Genomic DNA, 24035 nt, shown 5'->3' with positions numbered 1-24035 from the left:
GCTACACGGAAGTGGAGGCCTCGAACCCTCCGCTTCTTTTTCTTTTCTGATCTTCTCTTCCTTTGATGGTAATTACCTACCTGGTCATCATACTGGCTGTTTTAGGTTTCGGACTTATTTAATTATGACTTGTTTTTCTTTGAACTGATACTCAAATCCATCGCCGGCTGTGCTGAGGGCCTCCATTACATTTTTGAGATTTTCGTTCTTCAGCTTCAGCTTAAAGCGCTTTTGCAGCAGTGTGTGGTTGGTACATACAAACTTTACATCGTACCACCTGGAAAGGCGTCTGGTAATATTTTCCAGTGTTTCGTAGTCGAATATAAAACTGCCTTTCTCCCAGGCCCTGCTATCGGCGGCGTTTACCGTGATCGTTTTCAAGCTGGCAGAATGCCGCGTATAGGTTAACTCGTTATCTGGCAGTAAAATGCGGGCAGGGACATTGGGGAGCTCCGGAAGGGTCACTCCTACTTTTCCGGTAGCAACGGTTACGGCAATATCCTCATCATCGTGGTATGACCTGATATTAAAAGAAGTACCCAGTACCTGTACCCGAAGCTTATCTGTATTGACAAAAAAGGGATGCCGGTCGTCACGTTTTACTTCAAAAAAAGCCTCTCCCCGGAGCGTTACTGTTCTGTCATCTCCTGTAAATGTTTCGGGGTATTGCAGACTGCTGGATGCATTTAAGTAGACGATGGTGCTGTCAGATAACCGGACCTTCAGCAATTTTCCTGCGGTGGTGCTGCTATTAAGCATAGCCATAGCAGCCGGATGATCACCTTTACCTTTAATTATAAAATACCTGCCCAGGCCAGCCACCGTGATGAGCATGGCCAATACCGCAGCATACTTCAGGTACGTAGAAAGTTTAAACCTTTTTTGAGGCGGCGGGCTGATTTGTGCCACCCTCCGGCGAAACTTATCTTCCCAATCCTTCATCTGCATTTCATCCACCGGTACATCGCTGCTACCCTCCTCCCATTGCTCGTTCAGGATCTCCTCAAAAATCCGGTCAGCGCCAGGCTGGGCCAGGAATCTGCTGATGCGGGCTATCTCTTCCGGCGTACAATTATTAAGAATAAATTTTTTGATCAGTATTTTATCTACTGGCTTTTCCATTTTTGTGCTTATGCTCTATAAAACACAAAAAAGTAACGGTACCCCTAATGCATCCTAAAAAAAATTTGTGAGCCTGACGGCGTTGCTTACAGGTATTAATAGAGCAGGATAATAATAATGATCGCCGAATCTGAAAGAGGCTTCAGCTTTTTCCGTAGGAAAACCAGCGAGGCACTCATGTGATGTTCAACCGTTCTGACAGAGAGATTCAACCGGCTGGCAATTTCGGGGTAAGTAAGGTTTTCATGGCGACTCAACTCGAATACTTTTTTACGCTGGGGGCTGAGCGCCTCCAGATGCTGACTATACAAGTTATCAAGTTCACTGGTTAAAATAGTATGATCCGCCGACCGGGAGTCAGCAACATCCACCTCTTCAGAGATATGCAGCGAGGTAGTCTGAATGATCTTTTTCCGCCAATAGTTGATGAGCGTATTTTTCATCGCTCGGAACAGGTAAGGATTCAGGCTATCCTCTACCGTAATATTTCCCTTTCTAAGCCATAGGTTAAGCATTACATCCATCACCAGCTCCTCTGCTACCAGGCTATCCTTTGTAAAGCTGAGCGTATATTGATACAGCTTATTAAAATAGCGGCGAAACAATTCGTTAAAGGCAATATCATCGCCTTTCTCACATTGTTTCAACAGGTGTTTATCTGATAAGTTTTTTATTTCTGGGAGCATTACTGTACCGAATTCGACAGCAACAAAATTAAATGATCAATATTATGCGCATATTAAATAATCATTAATAACGGGGAGGATGAATAGCTGCAAAAAAAGCCTGCACGAAGCAGGCTCCTTTTTTTATGGAAATAGCTCAGGCTATTTTCCTTCACTCTTTACCGAAATATCAGCGGGTACACTTACTTCACTTATGCTAACAGGAGAATAGTTAATAGCAGTAGCAATGATGCTGACCTTTTTGCTATCTACACCCAGCACAAGCCCCTTGTCTGCTGAAATCCCCATCGGACCTGCGCTGAAGGGCAGCGCGTCTGTTATCCATAATGTCATCGGCTCATCATCCTTACTTTTTATCATCAGTTCCCTGCAGGTAAAACCGAGTATTTCTTTCGTTCTTGTACCTGGCTTATTTCCCTTCTTCTCACCTTTCCCTTTTTCAGATAATACCAATGTCTTCCTGCCATCTTCTTCCATCAGCGACCAGGACTGCCCCGTAGTTCCATCCGTGTAAACAGCCAGCTGCCCTTCGTTGGTCACGATTTTTACTTTTGCGCCCTCATCAGAGGTTATCTCATCGGGATCTTTACGGGATAAACGTGTTTTGCTCCCGTTAAAATACAGGACTTCCTTATTCACTACTTTCTCCGGTACCAGGTCCTTATACTGTAGCTGATCGGGTTTCATCGCTGCATGAAGGTTCAGCGTTACCTCATAGTCAATTTTACCCTGACTTTTATCCTGCGCCATGCAGGTAGCAGTGGTGATGCTGGCAATAGCCAGCAGTAACATCATCTTTTTCATATACTTTATTTATGCTGTGATTTTGGAAAATGTCTGAATTTGTACACGGCACTGAGCAGAAAATATCTTCCCAGTGCATTATTCTTCCGGTCTTCTATATATCCGTTACCGTTAATGCGGTTGATGCTGGTATTACGGTTAAGCAGATCGCGGGCTTCTGCGCGCAGGGAGAATGATTTACCAATTCCTTTGACTACCGCGGCATTCAGCAATAGTATGGTATTGTTGTACCCGGAGGCCATCCCCAATGAACTGAAACCATCCGTTCCGGCTTCCAGTGAAGTATTCCACGGTAGTGTTACGATGGACTCCACACCATACATCAGCAGCCAGTTTTTTTCCGGCAGCAGCGGTGTACCTGAGAACCGGCGCATATTCCAGGCGGCGCTACCGCGCGCCGATATATTGATATGATCTCCCAGGTAATAATTAAAGTTCATATCCGGCGTAATAGATAATGTCCGGTTAATGTTGGGCAGATCATTCGTAAACGTAATACGGCGCGCGTACCCGGTACTGATGCCTGCGGTAAAGGAAGACCCATTGTGTCCAATACCGATACTTTTACCCACGGAAAACGACGCGTTAAAATTACCGGCAACATTCACTGGTATGATCCGTTGTTTGCCGCTGCCTGTTTCTATACTGCTGCTGTCTGTTATATCCCTGTTGTAGTAGGTAAAATCAGCGTTGGCGTAAAAGCTATGATCTCCTTTAAGTTTAAAAGAATTATAGGAAAGACGCAGGTGCTGGGTCTTTTTCTGTTGCAGCAAAGGATTTCCCTGTCGAATATAAAGTGGATCGCTGTTATCTTCCAGAGGCTGAAGATCCCCCACTGACGGAGCGATTGCTTCCATATTGTACCGGAGAATGAATTTTGATGTTTTACTACGCTTCCATTCTGCATAAGCCTCCGGCAACAGCGCCCGGTAGTTGCCATTTACCTGGTAACCTTTCATATCGGAGCTTCCGCGGATGTTATACTGCTGCCATCCTGCTCCAACAGTATATAACAGGCGTTTATGATTTCCTGCCAGCGATAATTTACCCGTGTATTGCCAGGTATGGGCATCATAAACATCACTGAGCAGCGCATCAGGTCCGGTATAGTGGCCTATTGCATCCCGGTTGCGTACCTGCCTGCTATAATTCCCCTCGCTGTAGTAGAGCATTTGTCCGGCCTGTAAGCTAATGGTATGTGATAACGGCTCCGTATATACGATGTTGGTGTTTACACTGTATACATCTGCTTTATCTGTTCGTTGCTGATCTGTGACATCTTGTTTTTGCCCTCCGGGCAGATTATAAAAACTGCTGGTAGCCTTATTGAATGTTTCACCATTATTGTGATAATACTCCGGCTTTACATTCAGTACCAGCGTACGTCCCGGCTTATTCAGGCGGTGACGCAGGAATATATCGGTGGTGAACAATTGTTGTTTATTATTACTGCTGGTTTGCTGGGCGCCTTCATTCAGCAGCTTTACACCATCTGCGGTGAAAGAGCGGTAATTGCGGTCCTCCCGGTTGTTACCGCCGTTGAGGCTCATATGAGGGGATATTTTCAGCGAGGTGTGTGCATTGAATTTAATGTCCCCGCTCATATCTATACGCTGATTGGTATTATCACCGGCGGTGTTACCTGCCTGAAGATAATTGTAGGCAGTATCCTGCAAACGATACTGCCGCGCATAGTCATAGCTATTGTGGGTATTATTGTTATTGAAGAAATAGCTGCTGCGTAATTTGAAATTATCCCAATCGTTATTGAAGTTGAGACCACCGAACTTAGTATCTGTAAGTCCGACCGGGCGCGCTATTTCAGCGATAGCACCTTCATTGCCTTCTATCTTCACTCCTTTCATACGCGCCAGTTCTGACAAGGCGGCTGGTGGCAGATTCTTCAGCATGTCATTATCTTTCATCACCAGTTTCAGCAGCTCTGATGCGCTAAAGCCCGACTTATTGACGTTATTGCCTTTGAGCAATCCGGAGAACTGCATATCCCCTGCAAAGCTGTTGCCGTTGATACCTCCTTCATATCGACCGTTGGTTCCTGCGCCGGCACTGGCATTGCCGAAGAAACCACGCTTCCTGTTCTTTTTGGTCACCAGGTTAATTGTCTTCGTCTGCTGTCCGTCTGCCACGCCGGTGAATTCGGCCATATCGCTCTGTTTGTCCAGCACCTGTACCTTATCGATCATATCTGCAGGAAGATTGCGTGTAGCAATGGTGGGATCGCTTCCGAAAAACTCTTTACCATCTACAAGGATGCGTTGTACTTCCTCTCCCTGTGCTTTGACGGAGCCATCACGCTCCACTTTCACACCGGGTAATTTACGCAGCAGATCTTCTACTACGGCATTCTCTTTGGTTTTGAACTTTGCTGCATTATATTCTACCGTATCGCCTTTCATCCGCACCGGTGGAATGTCTTCTGTAATCGTTACTTCTTTAAGTGTCACTCCCGGCGTGAGCGCAATACTATCGGGCCATATACCGGGTACGCTTATACGGCGTTTCTGATCCTGGTAACCCAAACTGTGTATGAGCAGATCGTATTTACCTGTCTGAATATGGACGAAAGAAACTTTTCCTTGCTGGTCAGTGGTACCGGAACGGATCACGGTAGTATCTCCCGCGGTACGGAGGCTTAAAGTTGCTCCCGGCAGCGGCTTGCCGTTGACGGCATCATGAACGGATGTATGAAATGATTCCTGTGCCACGACAACGCCTGGTAGCAGGAAACATAAAAATAAAATGATGGGTAGCATCCTTATCATAGTCGTTTGCATTAATCTCTTGCAAAGCTATAGTGATGCTTTTTCTGAATGGGTTAACGGGTATGTATATAGTCTTAATGAGTGTTAAAACTTTTCGCTTATGTGATGAGTTTAAATCCACGCGCACGCACGTTGATGATTTGTATATTATTATCCAGGCGCAGGTATTTCCGTAGCCGGGTAATATATACGTCCATGTTACGGGCATTAAAGAAACTGTCATCTCCCCATAACTCCAGCAGTATATCTTTCCGGGAGGTGATGTTACCGAGATTATCTGCCAGCATTTTCAGCATATCGGCCTCCCGCTGAGATAAGCGCTGAACAGCACTTCCATGGTGAAGCTCTTGCCGGTTATAATCGAACACATATTCACCGAGGCGGAGTTGACCAGTGGCGGGTGCCTGTTCCTGCATCGTCATCGTTCTTTTCAGCAGGGCATGAATACGGAGTATCAGCTCTTCCATGCTGAATGGTTTCTTGATGTAGTCATCAGCTCCTGCACGGAAGCCTTTCAGTACATCCTGTATTTCTCCTTTGGCAGTAAGGAATACAAGTGGCGTTTTATTGTCTGTTGTCCTGATCTCCTGTACCAGTGTAATACCATCCTTCTTCGGCATCATTACATCTATTACGCATACGTCTGGTCTGAAGCTGCGGTATAGTTCCAGCCCCTGCACACCGTTAAAGGCTTTGACTACCTCAAAACCTTTCATTTCCAGCGTTTCTGCCAACACGCCGGCGAGTATTTCCTCATCTTCTACCAATAACAAACGGATCGGTTGACTCATAACTTTTTCATTTGTATGGTAAATACAGTTCCTTTTCCCGGTGTACTCTCTGCGCTGATCGTGCCATTCATGCGTTCTATCAGGCGCTTCACATGACTGAGCCCCAGCCCGTGCCCTTTGACCTCATGAATATCTCCATGAGGTACACGATAGAATTTATCGAAGATATAAGGCAGGTGTTGTTTTTCAATTCCCACGCCTTCATCTGCTATAAAGAAGAGATAATTTTGTTCGTTCTCCCTCACCTGTATAGATATACGTTTTTCTGGTGTGATAGTGTACTTGATGGCATTGTCCAGCAGGTTGGAAAAAACTGTTTTCAGAGCAGCCGGATAAGTATGCAGCAAATCATTCCCGGTTTGAATATCCAGCTCAATATCTACGCCCGGCAAACCTAAAAACCGCGATGTAATTGCTTTCAGCAGGGCGGTGAGGGATACCGTTTCCCCGGTGCCGGCCATATCATCATCGTCATGTTCCAGTCTTGTCAAGGCCATAATATTGTCGACAAGCCCCTGCAATTTGCGGATTTCATCTTGCCCTAGGCGGAGATAGCGCTCCGTTTTCTCCGGATCATTCATGCCACCGAAAGCGAGCAAGGCCTCGTTGGTGGCGCTCAGAATGGCAACCGGCGTTTTTAGCTCGTGGGTAATATTACTGATAAAATCATTTTTCATCACCTCCAGCTTCTTCTGCCTGACAATAATGCGCCACAATAACCAGATACAGCCGATGATCAGCAATACCAGGAAAAATGAAAGTATAATTGGCCAGAGAATTTTAAACAGTAATAAGCTGTTGATACCTTCAAATCGCACCAGGAGCATCTCCGACTTATTTTGCCTGACAACAGGTAATGTTACAATACCGGGAATGTTTTCCCATTGGCTATCTGGCGGTGACAGGGAGATCTTAAATGGCAGCGTAATCTGTCTCTTCTTCAGTTCCTTCTTATAATTAACGGCCAGTAGTGTTGTATCTATTTCAACGAGGTTAGACAATGAAAATACATTGGCAATCAGTTTCGTCACATCCAGGCCACTGCCTTCTGCCCTTATTTCTCTTTCAATAATGGTATCGCTGCTGCTATACTTCCTTGCATTGGGGAATTTCGGGACGATCTTGATACCCGGCTTGTTTTTGCTTTTATTCAACAATGAGTCAAAAAAACTGCTATCTCCATCGCTGATCTTTACACTGCTTCGCACCTCAAATTTCCCGGTGCTATCGTTTTTACTTCCCGGGTCAAACCGTTTCACGGATTCTACCAATGTCACATCATGGGCTTTCTGCAGGGCATCTGTTGCTACCTGCCGGAAACTCTTATCCTGGCTGAGATAAGAGGTCCGCAACCAGTATAGCTGAAATGCCAGTACTGCCAGAGCGGTGGGTATTACAATCCACCAGATGCGCCTGATAATAGTGTCCATACCGCAAATGTAAGTGATGCCCGACACCAGCCAAAAGATTATTAACACTCATTAACACTTTTGCAGGATACGTTAACAGTTGGAGCCTGGGTCTGATCCACCGATGACAGTAGAATTTGAACTACAGAATCTCTCCAAAATCCGGAGCTACTTTGCCCCCGGTTATAGCGCATAAAAATAAATTCTCATTTACCTGCCGCTGCTGTTTACCAACTGTTAAAAAAACATAACAATAATGAATTGCTGATTCGCATTGATAAAAGCGCAGCGACGGTGAGCTTCGGTTGTCGCCTCCCAAAGGTGTCTTAGGCTGGCAGCATTTTAACTCGTTAGAGCTGAGGTATGGGCACTATATGCGTTCCACAGGCTTAAACAGTGACATCGTAACCCTGGCATTAAAATTTAAGTAGTTATTCAAGACTGAATTCATATGAAAAGAAAGAAGATCCTCCTATGGATAGTATTATTGCTGGCTGTGTTGATACAGTTTTATCGCCCTGCAAGAAATATATCAGCTTCGGTACAGCCTTATGACATCACCACTACTTACAATACTTCTGCTGAAGTAAAGGATATTTTAAAAAGAGCCTGTAATGACTGCCATAGCAACAATACCGTCTATCCCTGGTATGCAGAAATTCAGCCCGTGGCCTGGTGGATGAACAAACATGTGGCAGATGGAAAACGTCATCTTAATTTCAATGAATTTACGAACAACCGGATTTCCCGGCAGTATAAAAAACTGGGCGAAAGTGCCGAGATGGTAAATGAGGGAGAAATGCCATTATCGTCTTATACCATTATTCACTCCAATGCCAGGTTAACGGCCACTGAAAAGAAACTTTTCAGCGACTGGTGCGAAGGAATACGCAGCATGATGAAGGAGAAGTATCCTGCTGATAGTTTTGTTGTTAAAAAAAGAGTAGTTCCGATATAAACACAATAGCGCTAAGTGCCCTATTAATAAAGCATTTAGCGCTACTGCCATTTACATGATTTTTTTGTTGTCCCCAAACAACCGTATACAAATACCCTGCACTCCTGTTTCAACAGGCAAAAAGCCCATTCGTCCCGCTCCAAAGCGGTGATAATGATTACTATCAAAGATTTACATGACGGCTGTCATAGTAATACAGCTACTAAAGCAGGAGCTTTGGAACTGTTTACTGCACTTTAATACCCTATTATGCTGTTAATCATTAATGGTGGTTCGTCCAGCATCAAATTTGCCATTTTTAAACAAACGGAGCAGCCGGAAAAAGTTCTTTCCGGGCAGATTGATAATATTGGCAAAACTGGCATCAGCTTTAAAACGCTGGAAGCGAGCAATAAGGTAGCAGCGGCCATTCCGCTGGATGCTGTCACTGACTATTCTTCTTCCATTCATTACCTGGTAAAATGGCTGGAAAATCATATAGATTTTTATGAGGTAACCGCTATTGCTCACAGAGTAGTTCATGGTGAGCAACATACCGCCCCTGCCATTGTCACAGATGCTTTGCTTGCATCCTTAAAACAGATCATTCCTTATGATCCCGATCATCTTCCCAATGAAATCAATCTGATGGAAATTTTCCGGCAACATTATCCGGATAAAATTCACATTGCCTGTTTCGATACTGCTTTTCACCAGACGATACCTCGTGTAGCCAGGTTGTTACCGATACCCAGAAGATTTGAAAAACAGGGAATCGTCAGGTATGGCTTCCATGGCTTATCCTATCAGTATCTGATGCTGGCACTAGAAAAAATAGCCGGAAAAGAGAATGCCAATGGCCGTGTGGTGCTGGCCCATCTTGGAAATGGCGCCAGTCTGGCTGCTGTGCACCAGGGACAAAGTATGGACACCAGTATGTCCTTTACACCCGCAGCTGGTATTCCCATGAGCAGCAGAAGTGGCGATATTGATCCCGGTGTGGCCTGGTATATCATGAAATCTGAGCATCTCTCTGCTGACCAGTTTAATCATCTTATTAATCATGAATCCGGGCTACTGGGAATGTCAGAAACGAGTGGTGATATAGCAGACTTGCTTATACAGGAAAGCTCTGATATCAGGGCCTGTGAGGCCATTAGCGTATTCTGCTATGAAGTCAGAAAAAAGATTGGTGCTTATGCTGCCGCGCTGGGCGGGATTGATACGCTGGTATTCTCCGGCGGGATTGGAGAGAACGCGCCAGTTATCAGACAACGTGTATGTGAGCATTTAAAGTTCCTGGGCATCGAATTGGACCACCAACATAATCAGGAGAATAACAGCCTCATCTCCGTTGATAACGGAAAAGTGGCTGTAAGAGTAATACCAACTGACGAAGAATGGATGATGGCACAAATAGTGAATAGCATGGTCAGTCATTGAATAATATCATTATCAGGAAAAATTTGTCATAATGAATAATCTAACAGAAACCGTCATCAAAGAAACGCCTTTATCCCCGGCGTTACTGGATAAAATACATGCCTATTGGCGTGCCGCTAATTATATATCAGTGGGTCAACTCTATCTCCGGGATAATCCGCTGCTGCGCGAACCATTGCAACTGGCGCACATAAAAAAAATGCAATTAGGCCACTGGGGGACAACTCCGGGTCAAAATTTCATCTATACGCATCTCAACAGGGTCATCAGCAAATACGATCTTAATATGCTCTATGTATCCGGCCCCGGACATGGAGGACCCGCTGTGGTAGCCGGAACTTACCTGGAGGGTACTTACAGCGAAGTATATCCGGCTGTTACGCAGGACGAAGACGGGCTAAGAAAACTATTTACGCAGTTTTCCTATCCTGGAGGCATTTCCAGCCATGCTTCCCCACAAACACCCGGCTCTATTCATGAAGGAGGTGAATTGGGCTACTCTCTCAGCCATTCATTTGGCGCTGTTTTAGACAATCCCTCTCTCATTGTAGCTTGTGTTGTGGGAGATGGAGAAGCTGAAACAGGTCCACTGGCTACTGCCTGGCATTCCAATAAATTCCTGCACCCTGTTACAGACGGAGTGGTATTGCCAATTTTACATCTGAACGGATATAAGATTTCCAACCCAACGGTATTAGCCAGAATTTCACATGCCGAATTAGAACAGCTGTTTTCGGGTTATGGCTGGACACCTATTTTCGTAGAAGGTTCAGATCCGGCAGATATGCATCAGGCTATGGCGGCGGCATTGGATAGTGCGATCCACCAGATCAGCCATATAAAACAGGATGCTGCAGCTCATATAAAAACAGATCGTCCGCGGTGGCCAATGATCATCCTCAGGTCTCCCAAAGGCTGGACCGGACCTAAAATAGTAGATGGATATAAGATAGAAGGTAATTTCCGTTCTCACCAGATACCGCTGGCTGTTTCTGCCAATAGCCCCGCAGACCATCTCCCCATGCTGGAAGCCTGGTTAAAAAGCTATAAACCCGAAGAACTCTTTGACGAAAAAGGACAGCTAAAAAAAGAGATAGCAGCATTGGCGCCTAAAGGAGAAAAAAGGATGGGAGCTAACCTTCATGCTAATGGTGGCCTTCTGACAAAAACACTCAGAATGCCTGATTTTTGTAATTATGCAGTTAGCCCCATTGAACGGGGAAAACCGGGCGAAGGAGATGTTCATGTTAGCGGACGCTTCTTACGGGATATCATTCAGTTGAACGAAGACAATAACAACTTCCGGATCTTTGGTCCCGATGAAACAGTATCCAACCGCCTGGAGGCAGTGTTTGAAGTCACCAGCCGTCAATGGAACACCGACACCGAAAAAAACGATGAGTTCCTCGCTCCCACCGGAAAAGTGATGGAGATGCTGAGTGAACACCAATGTGAAGGCTGGCTGGAAGGCTATCTGCTGACAGGCAGACATGGGATATTCAACTGTTACGAAGCCTTTATTCATATTGTTGACTCCATGTTTAACCAACACGCGAAATGGTTAAAAATGACCCGCGAAATTCCCTGGCGCAGAAATATTCCGTCACTGAACATACTGCTGACGTCCACCGTATGGCGGCAGGATCATAATGGATTCACTCATCAGGATCCCGGCTTTATTGATCACGTTATTAACAAGAAAGCAGAGATTGTAAGGGTATACCTTCCGCCTGATTCAAACTGCCTGTTATCCGTAATGGATCATTGCCTCCGCAGTATGCATTACGTGAATGTCATCGTTGCAGGAAAACACCCCTCTCCTCAATGGCTCAATATGGAAGAAGCTATTCAGCATTGCAGTCGTGGATTAAGTATATGGGGCTGGGCGAGCAACGACCAGGAATGCGAACCGGATGTAGTGATGGCCTGTAGTGGCGATGTGCCAACATTGGAAACCCTTGCTGCCGTTTCTATCCTCCGGGAACACCTGCCCGAAGTGAAGATCAGGGTGATCAATGTAGTGGATCTCCTGAAGCTGGAAAGACAAACAGAACACCCACACGGATTAAGCGACAAGGATTTCAATGCGCTTTTTACTACTTCCAAACCTGTCATCTTTGCCTTTCATGGCTATCCCTGGCTCATTCACCGGTTAACTTACAGCAGAGTCAATAATAACAATATCCATGTAAGAGGGTACAAAGAAGAAGGCACGGTTACCACGGCCTTTGACATGACTGTATTGAATGAAATGGACCGCTTCCACCTGGTAATGGATGTGATAGATCGCTTACCTCAAACCGGTAGCAGAGGCGTTTATCTGAAACAGCTGCTGCAGGACAAACTGGTGGAACATAAACAATATATAAAAGCGAATGGAGAAGATATGCCTGAAATAAGCAACTGGCAATGGGAATATTAATGATAAAAAAAGCGGATGTAAAACATCCGCTTTTTTTATCATTATTTTGCGCCATCCGTTTTTCGTCCGGGTATAAATATGGATGATTCCCTGAATTTATTATACCGGACCATATCAATAGTGTCATCCATATCGCGATCAATACCGACAGGTGTTCCTACCGGCGATATCACTGCCTTATGGGGATGTCCCACCAGTTTCACATCTTCCCATTGCTGAAAAGATAACAGGTCTATAGGTGAAAAAACATATAATGCTAAAGCTCCTGTCCATAGAAGAATGACAGTAATAAATATTCCATTTATAATTTTCATTACTATTCTCATATACGGGATTTTGAAAAAATTTCAGACAATAAATGCTGTAAGCCAGCCTTCTCCCTGATTTAGTATCCAAATTATATTCTCCCATCATGGCAAAAAATGATCCCGCTCATTGATATTCCTGATTATTATCAGGGATTTCATATCGCTTATATAATTATGACCACAATCACTAAAAAGGTTAATGAGCATCAGATAATGAAGATCCACATAAGCATACATTAGCAACAGAAATACTTTTGCTATGGAATCAACACCATCAATATTTGTCACAAAGTCCGGTGGTATTAAAGCACCATTCTCATCAGAAAAGCTGAAACAGTCCCTGAAGCGGTCAGGAGCCACCCCTGAATTAATTGAGAAAATACTCCCTGAGTTGTATAAACACCTATACCCAAACATGCCAACACGCATGATCTATAAGATGGCATATGATTTATTAAAAAAATCATCCCGGCAGGTGGCCGGAAAATACCGGTTAAAGCAAGCCATCTTTGAACTGGGGCCCTCCGGCTTTCCATTTGAACACTACATAGCAGAACTTTTCAGGCAGGCCGGATATACCACTATCACCAACGAACTAATGACAGGACACTGTATTACACATGAAGTAGACATCTATGCCGTTAAAAACAAACATACTTATATCATCGAATGTAAATATCATCAACTTCAGGGCACACACTGTGATGTAAAGATTCCATTGTATGTACAATCCCGATTTGAGGATATAGCATGGAAAATGAAGGATACCGATAACCAAAGCCAACAGGAATACCAGGGATGGCTGGTGACTAATACGCGTATCACTCCGGACGGTACCCAATATGCTGCCTGCATGGGGTTAAAGATGTTATCATGGGATTATCCCGCTGGTAAGGGGCTTAAAGATATTGTCGATAAAACCGGCCTTTATCCTATCACCTGTCTTTCTACATTGAGCCGCCATGAAAAATATATGCTACTGGAAAAAGGGGTGGTATTATGTCGTACCCTGATAGAGAAGCCAGACCTTCTTACCAATAATAATATTATTAGTCCCCGGTACGACCTGGCCATTGCAGAAGCCAGGCATCTCTGTGAAAATATAGTCACGCTGGAATGGACCTGATTACTGTTTCATCATAAAACTCAAGTAATATGAAAACGCATGTAAATACCAAAACAATTCCGGCTACATTATTGGAACTCCTGGATATCAGGGGAATTACATCCGATAAGGTAGGTGTTATCTGTAAAACACTTGACATAAAAAATCTCCGCGAACTTACCACTGCTGTAACAATGGAACAACTCGACAGCATCCAGGTATTAACACCGGAGAACAGAAAAAATATTAAGCGGGCTTTAAAGCTTTATAAAGATGCAGACAGCCGCATCCAATTGCGGGAAGCACTGCGGCAGGGGAAAGAAGTACTACAGACGATCTGCCAGTTTCCGGAAGTACAAAAAGCGGCTTTGGCCGGTAGCCTCAGAAGAGGCAAAGATACGATTGGAGATATTGACATAGTCGTACAAATAAATGGTCCCGACAGAAAAAAGCTACTATACAAAATTATTCGTATGCCGTTAACGGAARGCATTTTTACTGCCGGAAAAAACAGGATAGGCATCGTATTGCGTAATCAGCTGTTGGTCTATTTTTACCTCACAGATGCCAAACATTACGGAGACACGCTGTTGTACTACACCGGTTCCAAAAGCTACAATATCCTTATGGAAAATGTGGCAGCCAATAAAGGATACCGGCTTGACCCGAATGGCCTATATGATGTTAAAAACCGCCAATACATTGCCGCAGAAAAAGAAGAAGAAATATTTCAGCAGATGCTGCTGGATTATGTGCCTCCCGAACTGAGAGAGGAACACGATATTATTGCGGCAGCCGCAGCACACACATTACCGTCTCTTGTAACGTTTGGTCAGCTAAAAGGGGACATGCAGATACACAGTAACTGGAGCGATGGACATGAAAGCATTGCACATATTGCCCGTTACGCGTTTGATATATTCCCTCACTATCAATACATTGTTATTACAGATCATGCATCTGATGAAAGAACTGGTCATGTATTACAGCCAGCTGATATTGCCCGTCAGGCTGCAGAAATTAAAAGTGTTAACGAACAACTGGGATATGACTACGTAAAAAAAGGTGTTGAAGTAGATATCCTGGAAGATGGTCAACTGAGCTTGCCCGATGAACTCCTAAAACAGTTCGATTGGGTAATCGCCTCTATCCACAGCCATTTTGCAAAAGACAACACCTCCAGGTTAATGAAAGCGTGCGAAAACCCTTATGTTCATTGTATCGGGCATCCCAGTGGCCGCCTTATTGGCAGCAGAAGCCCCTATCCTGTTGACTGGGATCAGTTATTTAACAAAGCGGCTGCCACCGGAACAGCCTTTGAAATCAATGCCCGTCCCAACCGACTGGACCTCGATGATACCCTGGTAAAAAAAGCGATAGCACAAAGCGTAAAACTGGTGATCGATACAGATGCACATGAATTAACACAATTTGATTTTATGCAACTGGGAATATGGGTAGCGAGAAGAGGTGGTTGCGGTAAGGCCGACATCCTTAATACCYGCAACTGGGAGGACATTGAGAAATTCAAAAAGGACAAACTGGTTGCCATCGGGAAGGCAGCATAATACTTATAACGCTTTATTTCAGTTTTACAGGCTGCGAAAAGCAGCCTGTAAAACTGAAATAAAATACCAGGCAAACAAATTCAACGGATGTTTTCCTCAATGGTGCACCAATCCATATATCTTCTAATAAAAAATACGGGCAACAGATGCTGTTGCCCGTATTTTTTATTGATTATCCTGAAAGACAGCATCCAGGGCCTCACAGTAACGGTAATATTAAAATGAAGCTTTTCATTTAACAGCTACCTCATTTAGTTTGCCCAGCATATCAACAATTCCGAAAAGCAATTCTCTTTTCACATCATTATAATCTGTAGTTGCAATATTTTCACCGCGGCTTTTCGCCAGACTGGACCCTATCCTCAGCAAAATCTTATCCGAAAGGGATAGCTTATTGAACTCCAGCTTACCCGGAAAGAAAAAGAAGTTACACCTGGTTCTGATGTCAGCCGCAATATTAGCAGTAATGTATTCCTGTAACTTCTCCTTTTCTGAAACGGGTGTACCTGCTACCAGGAAGAGAAACAGCCTTTTACTTACCAGCAGCTCACGGTGTTTCTCTATCCATTTGCGTAACTGCAATTTTCCAATGTAAACACTCGTTCCCATAATTATATAATCAGCCGCTTTCAGTTGTTCGTTCATCTCAATCCCAGCCAATATTGCCGGAATATTGAGGATATTGCCTAACCAAATGGCATACTGACGGGTAGCCCCATATTTTCCTTTATAAATAATGATGCCTCTCATAAAAAAATGCTTTAAGGGTGCGTGATAAAGACAGGGATATTAGTAGTACGCAATATATTTTCGGCATCACTATGATGGAAAAACCGGGACACATTACTCCGCCCAAAAGCACCATAGGTAACTATACAGTCGTTTCGCCGGATCAATAATGCGAGAAAGGCCGTTGCCGGCTCTCCATTCATAATAACAAATTCTACCCTGTCATAATGCGTTTTCAGATAGCTCCGCAGATGATATTCAAACGGCATCACCTTCTCGTTGTCTTCCGCTACATAGACTACTTTTACCGGCATATCTTTAAAACCCGGGAAGAGCAGCGTGAACTGCCGGATGGCATAAATAGATGAATAGGTGCCGTTATAGGAAAATATTATTTCTTTAATCGGTGAAAGTACATCCGGCAATACCATCACGGGGCATTCTGCTTCCACCAGTACGTCCTTTACAAAACGTGGCGAATGACTATCTGACAGCGCCTTGAAAGACGTGCTGTTACTGATCATTAGCAGATCTGCAAAGCGGCTCGCAGCCACTACTTCTTCCACAGGAAAACTAACTGATTCTTTGATTTCAATACCGATATGATCGTTATCACAGATCTGATGCAGCTGCTTGATATTCTTATTTCGTTGCCATTGGAGCGCTGCCCGTCCTTCAACACTGATCTGATCATAGGTGACCGCGTAGGCTTCCGGAAATGTACTCGCCACAGGAATAGTACCCGTGGTTAGATTGTCCATACAAACAACTGTCAGTGCACTGTTGGCTTCTCGTGCAAAATATTTGAAACCCTCCATCTGATCATCAGAAAAATTTAAGGCATCAATGGCCGCTATAATCTTTTTCATAAATTATTGGTTAGTGATGTGAAATAAATATTGGTTGAGTAACTAATTTCACTACCGGATCCGCCGGATTTTGAAATACAACTTTTGACAATAAACTCCGTCCATAAGCCCCCATCACAATAAATACATTCTCTTTACAAAGCAGGTATTCCATCAATCGTCCGCTTACATTGGTATCTTCCAGCACAATCAGCTTTGCATTTTCGAAGTGTACGCTCAACCACTCTTCCAGCCTTGCTCTGTCACCCTTTATCTGGTTGGCCGTTTCTGTAACACTCAATACAGTTACCTTACTATGCCTCAATGCAGGAAATAAATGAGCAAACTGCTTCATAGCAAACATAGACGAACTGCTGCCATTAAAGGTGAAGATTACTTCATCAATTCCATCAAAATTTGATGGCGCGATAATAACCGGGCATTCCGACTTTTCCAATATTTCTTTTACAAAGGCAGTAGGGCTGCTCTCCGGTCGCCACGAAAAGCTGGTAGCGGCATCAACTACAAGCAGGTCTGCATATCTGCTTTCCTTCAATACTTCTGCCACCGGCATTCCCAAATTCTTATGTATGTCACAATTGACGCCATTTGCTTCACAGATATTTTTAAACAAAGAGATATTCTCATCCCTGTAAAGCTGTTTCTGTACATCAAGTGACACACCCGGAACCGGCGCACAAACAGCTATTTCCTGGATATCTTCACTGGACCTGAGTTCCAACTCCTGGTTTTCAAGAAAAATACCTGTCACTTTTGAATGCGTCAGGTTACCCAGGTAACAGGAAAAATCAAGACACTCCCTGCTCATGGTAACTGCATCTGATATAAATAATATCTTTTCCATAAATAATATTTTTGAATTTATAAACTCCTTTCAACGCTGCTGACCGGGTTTGATAAACCTGCCTGTCGATCTTTTTGCTTAGTAAATAACTTTCATGCTAAGCTACCTTCTCTGGTAGCTGAAAAAAATGATGGTTCTCACCCCACCTGATGATTGAAATCATAAAACCCGTAATGTATCCAAAATCATATCCAGCTATGACTATGGTCATATTTAAGCGATTCCATCGGGGCTATCTTTAAACAAAAAAAGATGGAAAAGATATTACTGGTAATGTGCGGTGCAGCCCCCACCCAAAGCGCCCTGAATTTCGCCTGCTATCTGGCCGATATGACCCGCTCACGACTGACAGGCTTCTTCTTTGAGAAGGAACACTATACTTCTGAACCGGCATTAAAACAGGTATACGGTATGCCTTATGTGGAAAGTGTTACCAGCGGCGGGCTTCCGGAACACTATCTGAAAGCAGAAAGAATAGAAGACCATATGCGGTTATTTGAATATACCTGTGAAAGCAAAGGAATACCAGCCTCTATAAGATACCTGGAGGATAATATCATTGAAAGCCTCATCAATGAAAGCAGGTTTGCGGACCTGATTATAGCAGATGCAGCGGTTTCCTATATTTCAAAAACACAGGAGACGCCCTCAGCGTTACTACAACATCTTCTGGCCGCCGCACAATGTCCCATAATAATAGCACCTTCTTCTTCTTTTACGCCTGTTAACGAAGTAGTTTTCTGTTACGATGGCAGCCCATCTGCTATTTTTGCGATGAAGCAACTGACTTACCTGCTGCCAGAACTGGGAGAATCGAAAGCCACCGTAATTCAGATCAGCGAAGAAGATATTCATGCCGATGAAAAAAAACGCATTACAACATGGATGAGCAGACATTTCGAAAATTCAGATTTTGTTACACTGAAAGGAAAAACAGATCAGGCACTATTTGATTATCTCCTCAAAAAACAACAAGCACTGGTGGTAATGGGAGCATACGGCAGAAGTATAGTGTCCAGGTTGTTCAAACATAGCCATGCCRATTTGTTGATTAAAAAACTGGCTTATCCGCTTTTCATAACACATTATTGATTGTCGGTTTCATTTACATCAACTTACGGTTATGTTACACAGGTTATCTCATACACCCGGAAGATATGCTATCAGGGAATACGGCACCACCATAATTTCCTGGGGAGTTAGCATGCTACTGCTGATTATTGGATTTCCTATTTCAATACAACTTATAAAACAACTGCTCCTCGTGTTCTATGAGATCCTTATCCAGTACCGGTATTAATCCTTCTTTTTTTGATCTTCTTAATATACGCTAATGTTAGGTAAACTTAATAATGACGAAATTGACCAGGTTCTGGCAAGCAATATTATGGGCCGTATCGGATGTACGGATAAAGAAAAAGTATACATTGTACCTGTTAACTATGCGTTCAACGATACTTATATTACCGTACATTCCCAGGAAGGAATGAAAGTAGAAATGATGAGAAAACACCCACACATCTGTTTCCAGGTAGATGAAATTATCAGCCCTGCCAATTGGCGCAGTGTCATCGTTTGGGGAGATTATGAAGAAGTGATGGACCCCAGGGAAAAATACTATGCGATGAAATTCCTGGTGGGCCGCCTGTCCCGGCAGCATGTAAGTGAAACGGCCGGTGTATCACAGATGACACAGGAAATGGGTATACAACAAACTTCTATTAATATTATCCGGCCTGTACTTTACAGAATTCGTATCCATGAAAAAACCGGCAGATTTGAAAAAGAGTAATCAGTCTGCCGGTAACGACTTCAGTCATCACCCGAATTATCCGGGAACTGTAACCTGGCGCGCTTTACTGGTCTTCCCGCATTATTCAGCTCTTCCAATGTCCAATTATCTGTTATGGTAGTTTCCAGCCACAAATTTCCAGCTTTGCGGAGTATCTGTGCACTCAATCCGAAAAGATAGCCAAAATCATGCTCCACCGCGGCGGCGGTCCTGTAATAGCTGATATCCAGCCATCCGAAGCTATGTATCATTCTTATTTTTTCAATTGGCGTATCAGATGATATTTTCTCTGCTTCCGGAGAACATGCCCCTTTTGTATGTGGTTTTCTGAAAAACTCAAGTTTCAGATAGGGATACATCGTTTGGAACTTCTCCTGTATATCCCTTACCACTGCTTCTTCGCTAATATATATCTGCATAAAAAGTGTTTTAGTTAATACAAGTTTAGTATAGTTCACCTGATAGGAAAATGAGCATAATCAGCCTGTCATATGACAGCGGTCATACACGCTGACCAGGGATAGTTGGACATTGAGTACTCAATACTTCACCATGTCAGTAGTAAATATAAACCGACAGAAGTCCAATACAGTAAAGGAACTGCCGGGTCATGAAGAAAAATATTTCCTGGAAGGTCCCCGCTCCAGGGCGAAGGAGTTTCTCTTTTCGCTAAAAGTACTGATTGAATTTATCCGTGGATTCAGGATCTTACATTTTGCAGGCCCCTGCATCGCCGTATTTGGCTCGGCAAGGGTACAACCAGGATCCGACTATTATGAGCTGGGACGAAAAACAGGAGCAGGAATCGCTAAACTTGGTTTTGGGGTCATGACCGGGGGCGGCCCCGGTATTATGGAAGCGGCAAACCGGGGCGCCAAAGAGGCCGGTGGTAAATCTGTAGGATGTAATATCAGCTTGCCAAGAGAACAAACCGCAAATAAGTACCTTGACCTGCAATTCAACTGCAAGTATTTCTTCGTGCGTAAAGTACTGATGTTCAAATACTCGTATGGATTCGTGATCTTACCAGGTGGTATTGGCACCCTCGATGAGTTCTCGGAGGCACTTACTTTGATACAGACCCATAAAATCCTTAACTTTCCGTTGGTCCTGATGAACCGCGGTTATTGGGAACCACTGATGCCCATGTTTCACAAAATGATTGAAAATTATATGATAGCCCCCACCGATCTGCAATACATACTACTAACGGATTCAATTGAAGAAGCCATGGAACATCTTCAAAAATATGCCGTAGCCCAATACCATGTAAAACGCAGAAAGGAATTTCGTCGCTTTGCACTTCTGGGAGAATAAAAAATTACTTACCATTATATAACATTACTGACTAACATTATGAGCTTATCTATTGGCGACCTGGATATAAACTTTCAATTAAGCATTTTTGCGGCTATCCTGGAACGCATCCCCGGTCTGGTAGCTGTAAGAGAATTGGAAAACGGCAGGTTGATTTATATTAATGATACTGGCATTAAAATGCTGGGAACAGACGATTATCCATCGCTGGAACTCATTATGGAACAAAATAAAATAGGCGTCATTGATACAACGGGAGATACTACCCCGGGGGATTTAATCGTGAAGGAACGGGCATACAAAAACGTAAAAGGAGAAACCTTTACGGGAGTATATGAAGAACTTTTTCTTAAGCATAATGATAGAGATTATTGCTTTTGCAGGATCACAGATATCTTATCTGACCGACGTCATAAACAACAACTCAATAAGGAATTAGAGCGTTTTGGGGCATTATTCGATTTTGCAAGTATTGGAATTCTTGTTGCCAACAAACAGGGAGAGATTGTCCTTATCAATGATTTTGCCCTGCAGCAGTTTGGTTACAACCGGGAAATGCTGTTAGGAAAGAAGGTCGAAATTTTAATTCCTCAGCGCGTTCACCAGCGCCACATTGGACATAGGGAAAGATATAATGCCGATCCACAAAGCAGGCCAATGGGTATAGGTCTTGATCTTTATGCTGTTCGGAAAGATGGAACGGAATTTCCGGTAGAAATCAGTCTAAGTCATTATTCCAATGAAGAAGGTAATTTTGTCATTGCCTATATCAGCAATATTACAGAAAGAAAAAAAGCAGAAGAACGGGTAGAAAAGCTTTACAATGAACTCGAAGAAATGGTGGAAGACCGTACCATGCAGCTGCGCAAAGCATTAGAAGAACTGGAAGCATCCAAAGAAGAACTTACCATTGCATTAGGTAAAGAAAAAGAACTGGGAGATCTGAAATCCCGCTTTGTTTCCATGGCTTCCCATGAATTCCGTACACCGCTGAGCACTATTCTTTCTTCCGCATTTCTTGTAAAACACTACGATACCGATCAGGATCAGCCCATTCGCAATAAACACTTACAACGAATTGTCAATAATGTCAGCCTGTTAACGGATACCCTGAATGACTTCCTTTCAGTTGGAAAAATTGAAGAAGGAAAGATACAGGTACGAAGCGCGGAATTTGAAATTGAAGAACATTTCAATACGATCATCCAGGAAATGCAGGGTATTGTAAAAGACAATCAGATCATTAAATACAAACATACCGGTGAGAAAAACCTCGTATTGGACCCTTCGCTGATAAAGCATATTGTCATGAATCTGCTGGGTAATGCCATCAAATTTTCGAAATCCGGTAGCCTTATAGAAATTGAGACCCACAAAAAAGAGGATGAATTCACACTCCTGGTGAAAGATAATGGAATTGGTATGTCGGAGGAAGATCAGGAACACCTGTTTGAACGATTCTACCGGGGCGCCAATGTCAGTAACATCCAGGGAACGGGCCTGGGCCTTCATATCGTTCACAGATACAGTGAGATGATGAATGGAAATATTTTATGTACCAGTGAGTTAAACAAAGGCACTACCTTTACTATCATTTTCCCTATTGACAAAGAAAACGTCCTATAGCAATATGAAAAGAATACTGTTGATTGAAGACAATGAACAACTGCGCGAAAACACAGTGGATATTTTATCCATTGCCGGCTACAACGTACTGACTGCTGATAATGGGAAAACGGGTGTGGAAATGATATTACAGCACCAACCCGACCTGGTGATCTGCGATATTATGATGCCGGTACTCGATGGTTTCGGCGTATTACAGCTCATGCAACAGCATGAAGCCGTAAAAGACACACCATTCATTTTTCTGACAGCAAAAACAGAAAGGGCCGATTTCAGGAAAGGAATGGGTATGGGGGCAGATGACTACATAACAAAACCCTTCACCGGAACGGAACTATGGGACGCCATAGCCAGCAGGCTAAGGAAAGCGGCCATTAAAAACCAGCAGTTCCCACCCAATCTGCAAGGTTTAAACAAACTTATGTATGAAGCCACCGGGAAAGAATCTCTTAAAGCACTGGCAGAAGGAAGGAATATTGATAAATATAAAAAAAAGCAAGCCATTTATACGGAAGGCAATCATCCTTCCAGGTTATTTTTTGTTCAGAAAGGAAAAGTAAAAACCTGCAAAAGCAATGATCTGGGGAAAGAACTGGTAACAGAGCTTTATAGCGATGGGGACTTTTTAGGATATACGGCCTTATTGGAAGGATCTATTTATAAAGACTCCGCCGTCGCAATGGAAGATACTGAAATTGCAGTGATCCCATTAAAAGACTTTGAGGAGTTGCTTCATAACAATTATGAAGTTGCGCTCCAGTTTATCCGGATGCTGGCAAAAAATGTGGCATCCAGAGAGCAACAGTTGCTGGGGCTGGCGTACAATTCCCTCAGAAAAAAAGTAGCCGAAGCATTATTAAATCTCCATAAAAAATATAACCCTAAGAACGAGCCACCATTCATCGTAAAAATCAGCAGGGAAAATCTTGCTAATATTGCTGGAACTGCTACAGAATCTCTTATTCGTACTTTAAGTGATTTTCGTGATGAGAAACTTATAGATATAAAAGAAGGTGCAGTAATTATTCTTGATGAAAAGAAACTGGCTAATATGATATACTAGACGGCAGGAAAATATGCATGCAGATACCTTTTAAAGTCCATCGCCAGGGTCTCAAAGCTATCCTGCAAAGTATCAATTTTTGCGGCCAGCATCTCCTGCAGTGCCCTAACACGCGCGGGATAAATTGCTGCCCTGCTATCATGTTGCATCGCCTCCTGCAATTCTCTGACTTCATGCCTCAACAACCCTATCTGTTCATCTATCTTCAGAAATCTGTGCTGAAAAACTTCCAGATGCCCCAGATGTCTTTTATCAAAATCATTAGACAGGATATCGGCCAATTGTGTCTTAAAAATAATGGTTTCATCCTCCATCACCCTTAGTAAATACTTCCAGGATTCGTGTGGTAGTAAATGCCCATCCAAATTATCTTGTATCATCTTATTGTTTAATATTAAATTGTCTAAGTTATTGTCA

At 43.4% G+C, this 24035-nt stretch carries 22 protein-coding genes; 10 read left to right on the top strand and 12 right to left on the bottom strand.

Features of this window, described 5'->3' with window-relative positions; all coding sequences use genetic code 11:
- Positions 1-114: 114 nt before the first annotated feature.
- The 6 genes from AB4Z08_RS21285 to AB4Z08_RS21260 all read right to left on the bottom strand — a co-directional run bounded on the left by AB4Z08_RS21285 (position 115) and on the right by AB4Z08_RS21260 (position 7616).
- Positions 115-1122, bottom strand: a complete 1008-nt coding sequence (locus AB4Z08_RS21285; RefSeq protein ID WP_441575798.1) for a FecR family protein — start codon at positions 1120-1122, stop codon at positions 115-117.
- A 95-nt stretch (positions 1123-1217) separates the two neighbouring features.
- Positions 1218-1808, bottom strand: a complete 591-nt coding sequence (locus tag AB4Z08_RS21280; protein ID WP_441575797.1) for an RNA polymerase sigma-70 factor — start codon at positions 1806-1808, stop codon at positions 1218-1220.
- Between the two features lie 141 nt (positions 1809-1949).
- Positions 1950-2612 carry a hypothetical protein gene (locus AB4Z08_RS21275; protein ID WP_441575796.1) on the bottom strand — a complete coding sequence of 221 codons (663 nt, stop codon included), beginning with the start codon at positions 2610-2612 and terminating at the stop codon, positions 1950-1952.
- Between the two features lie 5 nt (positions 2613-2617).
- Positions 2618-5395 (bottom strand): outer membrane beta-barrel protein, encoded by a 2778-nt coding sequence (locus tag AB4Z08_RS21270; RefSeq protein ID WP_441575795.1) that lies wholly within the window; start codon positions 5393-5395, stop codon positions 2618-2620.
- A gap of 98 nt (positions 5396-5493) precedes the next feature.
- Positions 5494-6186 (bottom strand): response regulator transcription factor, encoded by a 693-nt coding sequence (locus AB4Z08_RS21265; RefSeq protein ID WP_441575794.1) that lies wholly within the window; start codon positions 6184-6186, stop codon positions 5494-5496.
- Positions 6183-7616, bottom strand: a complete 1434-nt coding sequence (locus AB4Z08_RS21260) for a sensor histidine kinase (protein WP_441575793.1) — start codon at positions 7614-7616, stop codon at positions 6183-6185. The genes AB4Z08_RS21265 and AB4Z08_RS21260 overlap by 4 nt, the downstream gene beginning before the upstream one ends.
- A gap of 430 nt (positions 7617-8046) precedes the next feature.
- Between AB4Z08_RS21260 and AB4Z08_RS21255 the strand changes: the two genes are divergently transcribed.
- The 3 genes from AB4Z08_RS21255 to AB4Z08_RS21245 all read left to right on the top strand — a co-directional run bounded on the left by AB4Z08_RS21255 (position 8047) and on the right by AB4Z08_RS21245 (position 12397).
- The gene (locus AB4Z08_RS21255) at positions 8047-8553 is read left to right on the top strand and encodes a heme-binding domain-containing protein (RefSeq protein ID WP_441575792.1); all 507 of its coding nucleotides are present in this window, start codon (positions 8047-8049) and stop codon (positions 8551-8553) included.
- 249 nt (positions 8554-8802) lie between these two features.
- Complete coding sequence (locus AB4Z08_RS21250) at positions 8803-9975, top strand: acetate/propionate family kinase (protein WP_441575791.1); 1173 nt, start codon at positions 8803-8805, stop codon at positions 9973-9975.
- A 31-nt stretch (positions 9976-10006) separates the two neighbouring features.
- The gene (locus AB4Z08_RS21245) at positions 10007-12397 is read left to right on the top strand and encodes a phosphoketolase family protein (RefSeq protein WP_441575790.1); all 2391 of its coding nucleotides are present in this window, start codon (positions 10007-10009) and stop codon (positions 12395-12397) included.
- A gap of 41 nt (positions 12398-12438) precedes the next feature.
- Here AB4Z08_RS21245 and AB4Z08_RS21240 read toward each other — a convergent pair whose 3' ends face one another.
- On the bottom strand, positions 12439-12723 hold the full coding sequence (locus tag AB4Z08_RS21240) for a hypothetical protein (protein WP_441575789.1): 285 nt from the start codon (positions 12721-12723) through the stop codon (positions 12439-12441).
- Between the two features lie 241 nt (positions 12724-12964).
- Between AB4Z08_RS21240 and AB4Z08_RS21235 the strand changes: the two genes are divergently transcribed.
- A complete protein-coding gene (locus tag AB4Z08_RS21235) occupies positions 12965-13831 on the top strand; it encodes a restriction endonuclease (protein WP_441575788.1) in 867 nt (288 codons plus the stop codon).
- A gap of 29 nt (positions 13832-13860) precedes the next feature.
- Complete coding sequence (locus AB4Z08_RS21230; protein WP_441575787.1) at positions 13861-15378, top strand: DNA polymerase III; 1518 nt, start codon at positions 13861-13863, stop codon at positions 15376-15378.
- Positions 15379-15609: 231 nt separating this feature from the next.
- Here the strand turns inward: AB4Z08_RS21230 and AB4Z08_RS21225 are convergent, their stop codons facing one another.
- Genes AB4Z08_RS21225 through AB4Z08_RS21215 form a run of 3 tightly spaced genes read right to left on the bottom strand, consistent with a single transcriptional unit; the run spans position 15610 to position 17820 of the window.
- Entirely contained in the window at positions 15610-16128 is a 519-nt protein-coding gene (locus tag AB4Z08_RS21225) for a flavodoxin domain-containing protein (RefSeq protein WP_441575786.1), read from the bottom strand.
- Between the two features lie 11 nt (positions 16129-16139).
- Complete coding sequence (locus AB4Z08_RS21220) at positions 16140-16976, bottom strand: hypothetical protein (RefSeq protein ID WP_441575785.1); 837 nt, start codon at positions 16974-16976, stop codon at positions 16140-16142.
- A 10-nt stretch (positions 16977-16986) separates the two neighbouring features.
- Entirely contained in the window at positions 16987-17820 is an 834-nt protein-coding gene (locus tag AB4Z08_RS21215) for a hypothetical protein (RefSeq protein ID WP_441575784.1), read from the bottom strand.
- Positions 17821-18072: 252 nt separating this feature from the next.
- Here AB4Z08_RS21215 and AB4Z08_RS21210 point away from each other — a divergent pair, with 252 nt between their 5' ends.
- Entirely contained in the window at positions 18073-18912 is an 840-nt protein-coding gene (locus AB4Z08_RS21210; protein ID WP_441575783.1) for a hypothetical protein, read from the top strand.
- Between the two features lie 241 nt (positions 18913-19153).
- Positions 19154-19612 (top strand): pyridoxamine 5'-phosphate oxidase family protein, encoded by a 459-nt coding sequence (locus AB4Z08_RS21205; protein ID WP_441575782.1) that lies wholly within the window; start codon positions 19154-19156, stop codon positions 19610-19612.
- 20 nt (positions 19613-19632) lie between these two features.
- On the opposite strand, the gene AB4Z08_RS21200 is transcribed toward AB4Z08_RS21205, so the two are convergent.
- Positions 19633-20031 carry a hypothetical protein gene (locus AB4Z08_RS21200; protein WP_441575781.1) on the bottom strand — a complete coding sequence of 133 codons (399 nt, stop codon included), beginning with the start codon at positions 20029-20031 and terminating at the stop codon, positions 19633-19635.
- Between the two features lie 133 nt (positions 20032-20164).
- Here AB4Z08_RS21200 and AB4Z08_RS21195 point away from each other — a divergent pair, with 133 nt between their 5' ends.
- The 3 genes from AB4Z08_RS21195 to AB4Z08_RS21185 are packed head-to-tail and all read left to right on the top strand — an operon-like array spanning position 20165 to position 23618.
- A complete protein-coding gene (locus tag AB4Z08_RS21195) occupies positions 20165-20929 on the top strand; it encodes a TIGR00730 family Rossman fold protein (RefSeq protein ID WP_441575780.1) in 765 nt (254 codons plus the stop codon).
- Between the two features lie 39 nt (positions 20930-20968).
- Positions 20969-22555 carry a PAS domain-containing sensor histidine kinase gene (locus tag AB4Z08_RS21190; RefSeq protein WP_441575779.1) on the top strand — a complete coding sequence of 529 codons (1587 nt, stop codon included), beginning with the start codon at positions 20969-20971 and terminating at the stop codon, positions 22553-22555.
- A 4-nt stretch (positions 22556-22559) separates the two neighbouring features.
- Entirely contained in the window at positions 22560-23618 is a 1059-nt protein-coding gene (locus AB4Z08_RS21185; protein WP_441575778.1) for a response regulator, read from the top strand.
- Here AB4Z08_RS21185 and AB4Z08_RS21180 read toward each other — a convergent pair.
- On the bottom strand, positions 23615-23998 hold the full coding sequence (locus tag AB4Z08_RS21180) for a hypothetical protein (RefSeq protein ID WP_441575777.1): 384 nt from the start codon (positions 23996-23998) through the stop codon (positions 23615-23617). The genes AB4Z08_RS21185 and AB4Z08_RS21180 overlap by 4 nt on opposite strands.
- Positions 23999-24035 lie beyond the last annotated feature (37 nt).

This window comes from Chitinophaga sp. RAB17, from assembly GCF_052114225.1.
GTDB lineage: Bacteria > Bacteroidota > Bacteroidia > Chitinophagales > Chitinophagaceae > Chitinophaga.
This window is presented reverse-complemented; position numbering and strand designations above follow the sequence as displayed.

Excerpts from the sequence above, each read along its gene's own strand:
- AB4Z08_RS21285 (WP_441575798.1), bottom strand. The coding sequence starts at position 1,122 with ATGGAAAAGCCAGTAGATAAAATACTGATCAAAAAATTTATTCTTAAT.
- AB4Z08_RS21280 (WP_441575797.1), bottom strand. The coding sequence starts at position 1,808 with ATGCTCCCAGAAATAAAAAACTTATCAGATAAACACCTGTTGAAACAA.
- AB4Z08_RS21275 (WP_441575796.1), bottom strand. The coding sequence starts at position 2,612 with ATGAAAAAGATGATGTTACTGCTGGCTATTGCCAGCATCACCACTGCT.
- AB4Z08_RS21270 (WP_441575795.1), bottom strand. The coding sequence starts at position 5,395 with ATGATAAGGATGCTACCCATCATTTTATTTTTATGTTTCCTGCTACCA.
- AB4Z08_RS21265 (WP_441575794.1), bottom strand. The coding sequence starts at position 6,186 with ATGAGTCAACCGATCCGTTTGTTATTGGTAGAAGATGAGGAAATACTC.
- AB4Z08_RS21260 (WP_441575793.1), bottom strand. The coding sequence starts at position 7,616 with ATGGACACTATTATCAGGCGCATCTGGTGGATTGTAATACCCACCGCT.
- AB4Z08_RS21255 (WP_441575792.1), top strand. The coding sequence starts at position 8,047 with ATGAAAAGAAAGAAGATCCTCCTATGGATAGTATTATTGCTGGCTGTG.
- AB4Z08_RS21250 (WP_441575791.1), top strand. The coding sequence starts at position 8,803 with ATGCTGTTAATCATTAATGGTGGTTCGTCCAGCATCAAATTTGCCATT.
- AB4Z08_RS21245 (WP_441575790.1), top strand. The coding sequence starts at position 10,007 with ATGAATAATCTAACAGAAACCGTCATCAAAGAAACGCCTTTATCCCCG.
- AB4Z08_RS21240 (WP_441575789.1), bottom strand. The coding sequence starts at position 12,723 with ATGAGAATAGTAATGAAAATTATAAATGGAATATTTATTACTGTCATT.
- AB4Z08_RS21235 (WP_441575788.1), top strand. The coding sequence starts at position 12,965 with ATGGAATCAACACCATCAATATTTGTCACAAAGTCCGGTGGTATTAAA.
- AB4Z08_RS21225 (WP_441575786.1), bottom strand. The coding sequence starts at position 16,128 with ATGAGAGGCATCATTATTTATAAAGGAAAATATGGGGCTACCCGTCAG.
- AB4Z08_RS21220 (WP_441575785.1), bottom strand. The coding sequence starts at position 16,976 with ATGAAAAAGATTATAGCGGCCATTGATGCCTTAAATTTTTCTGATGAT.
- AB4Z08_RS21215 (WP_441575784.1), bottom strand. The coding sequence starts at position 17,820 with ATGGAAAAGATATTATTTATATCAGATGCAGTTACCATGAGCAGGGAG.
- AB4Z08_RS21205 (WP_441575782.1), top strand. The coding sequence starts at position 19,154 with ATGTTAGGTAAACTTAATAATGACGAAATTGACCAGGTTCTGGCAAGC.
- AB4Z08_RS21200 (WP_441575781.1), bottom strand. The coding sequence starts at position 20,031 with ATGCAGATATATATTAGCGAAGAAGCAGTGGTAAGGGATATACAGGAG.
- AB4Z08_RS21195 (WP_441575780.1), top strand. The coding sequence starts at position 20,165 with ATGTCAGTAGTAAATATAAACCGACAGAAGTCCAATACAGTAAAGGAA.
- AB4Z08_RS21190 (WP_441575779.1), top strand. The coding sequence starts at position 20,969 with ATGAGCTTATCTATTGGCGACCTGGATATAAACTTTCAATTAAGCATT.
- AB4Z08_RS21185 (WP_441575778.1), top strand. The coding sequence starts at position 22,560 with ATGAAAAGAATACTGTTGATTGAAGACAATGAACAACTGCGCGAAAAC.
- AB4Z08_RS21180 (WP_441575777.1), bottom strand. The coding sequence starts at position 23,998 with ATGATACAAGATAATTTGGATGGGCATTTACTACCACACGAATCCTGG.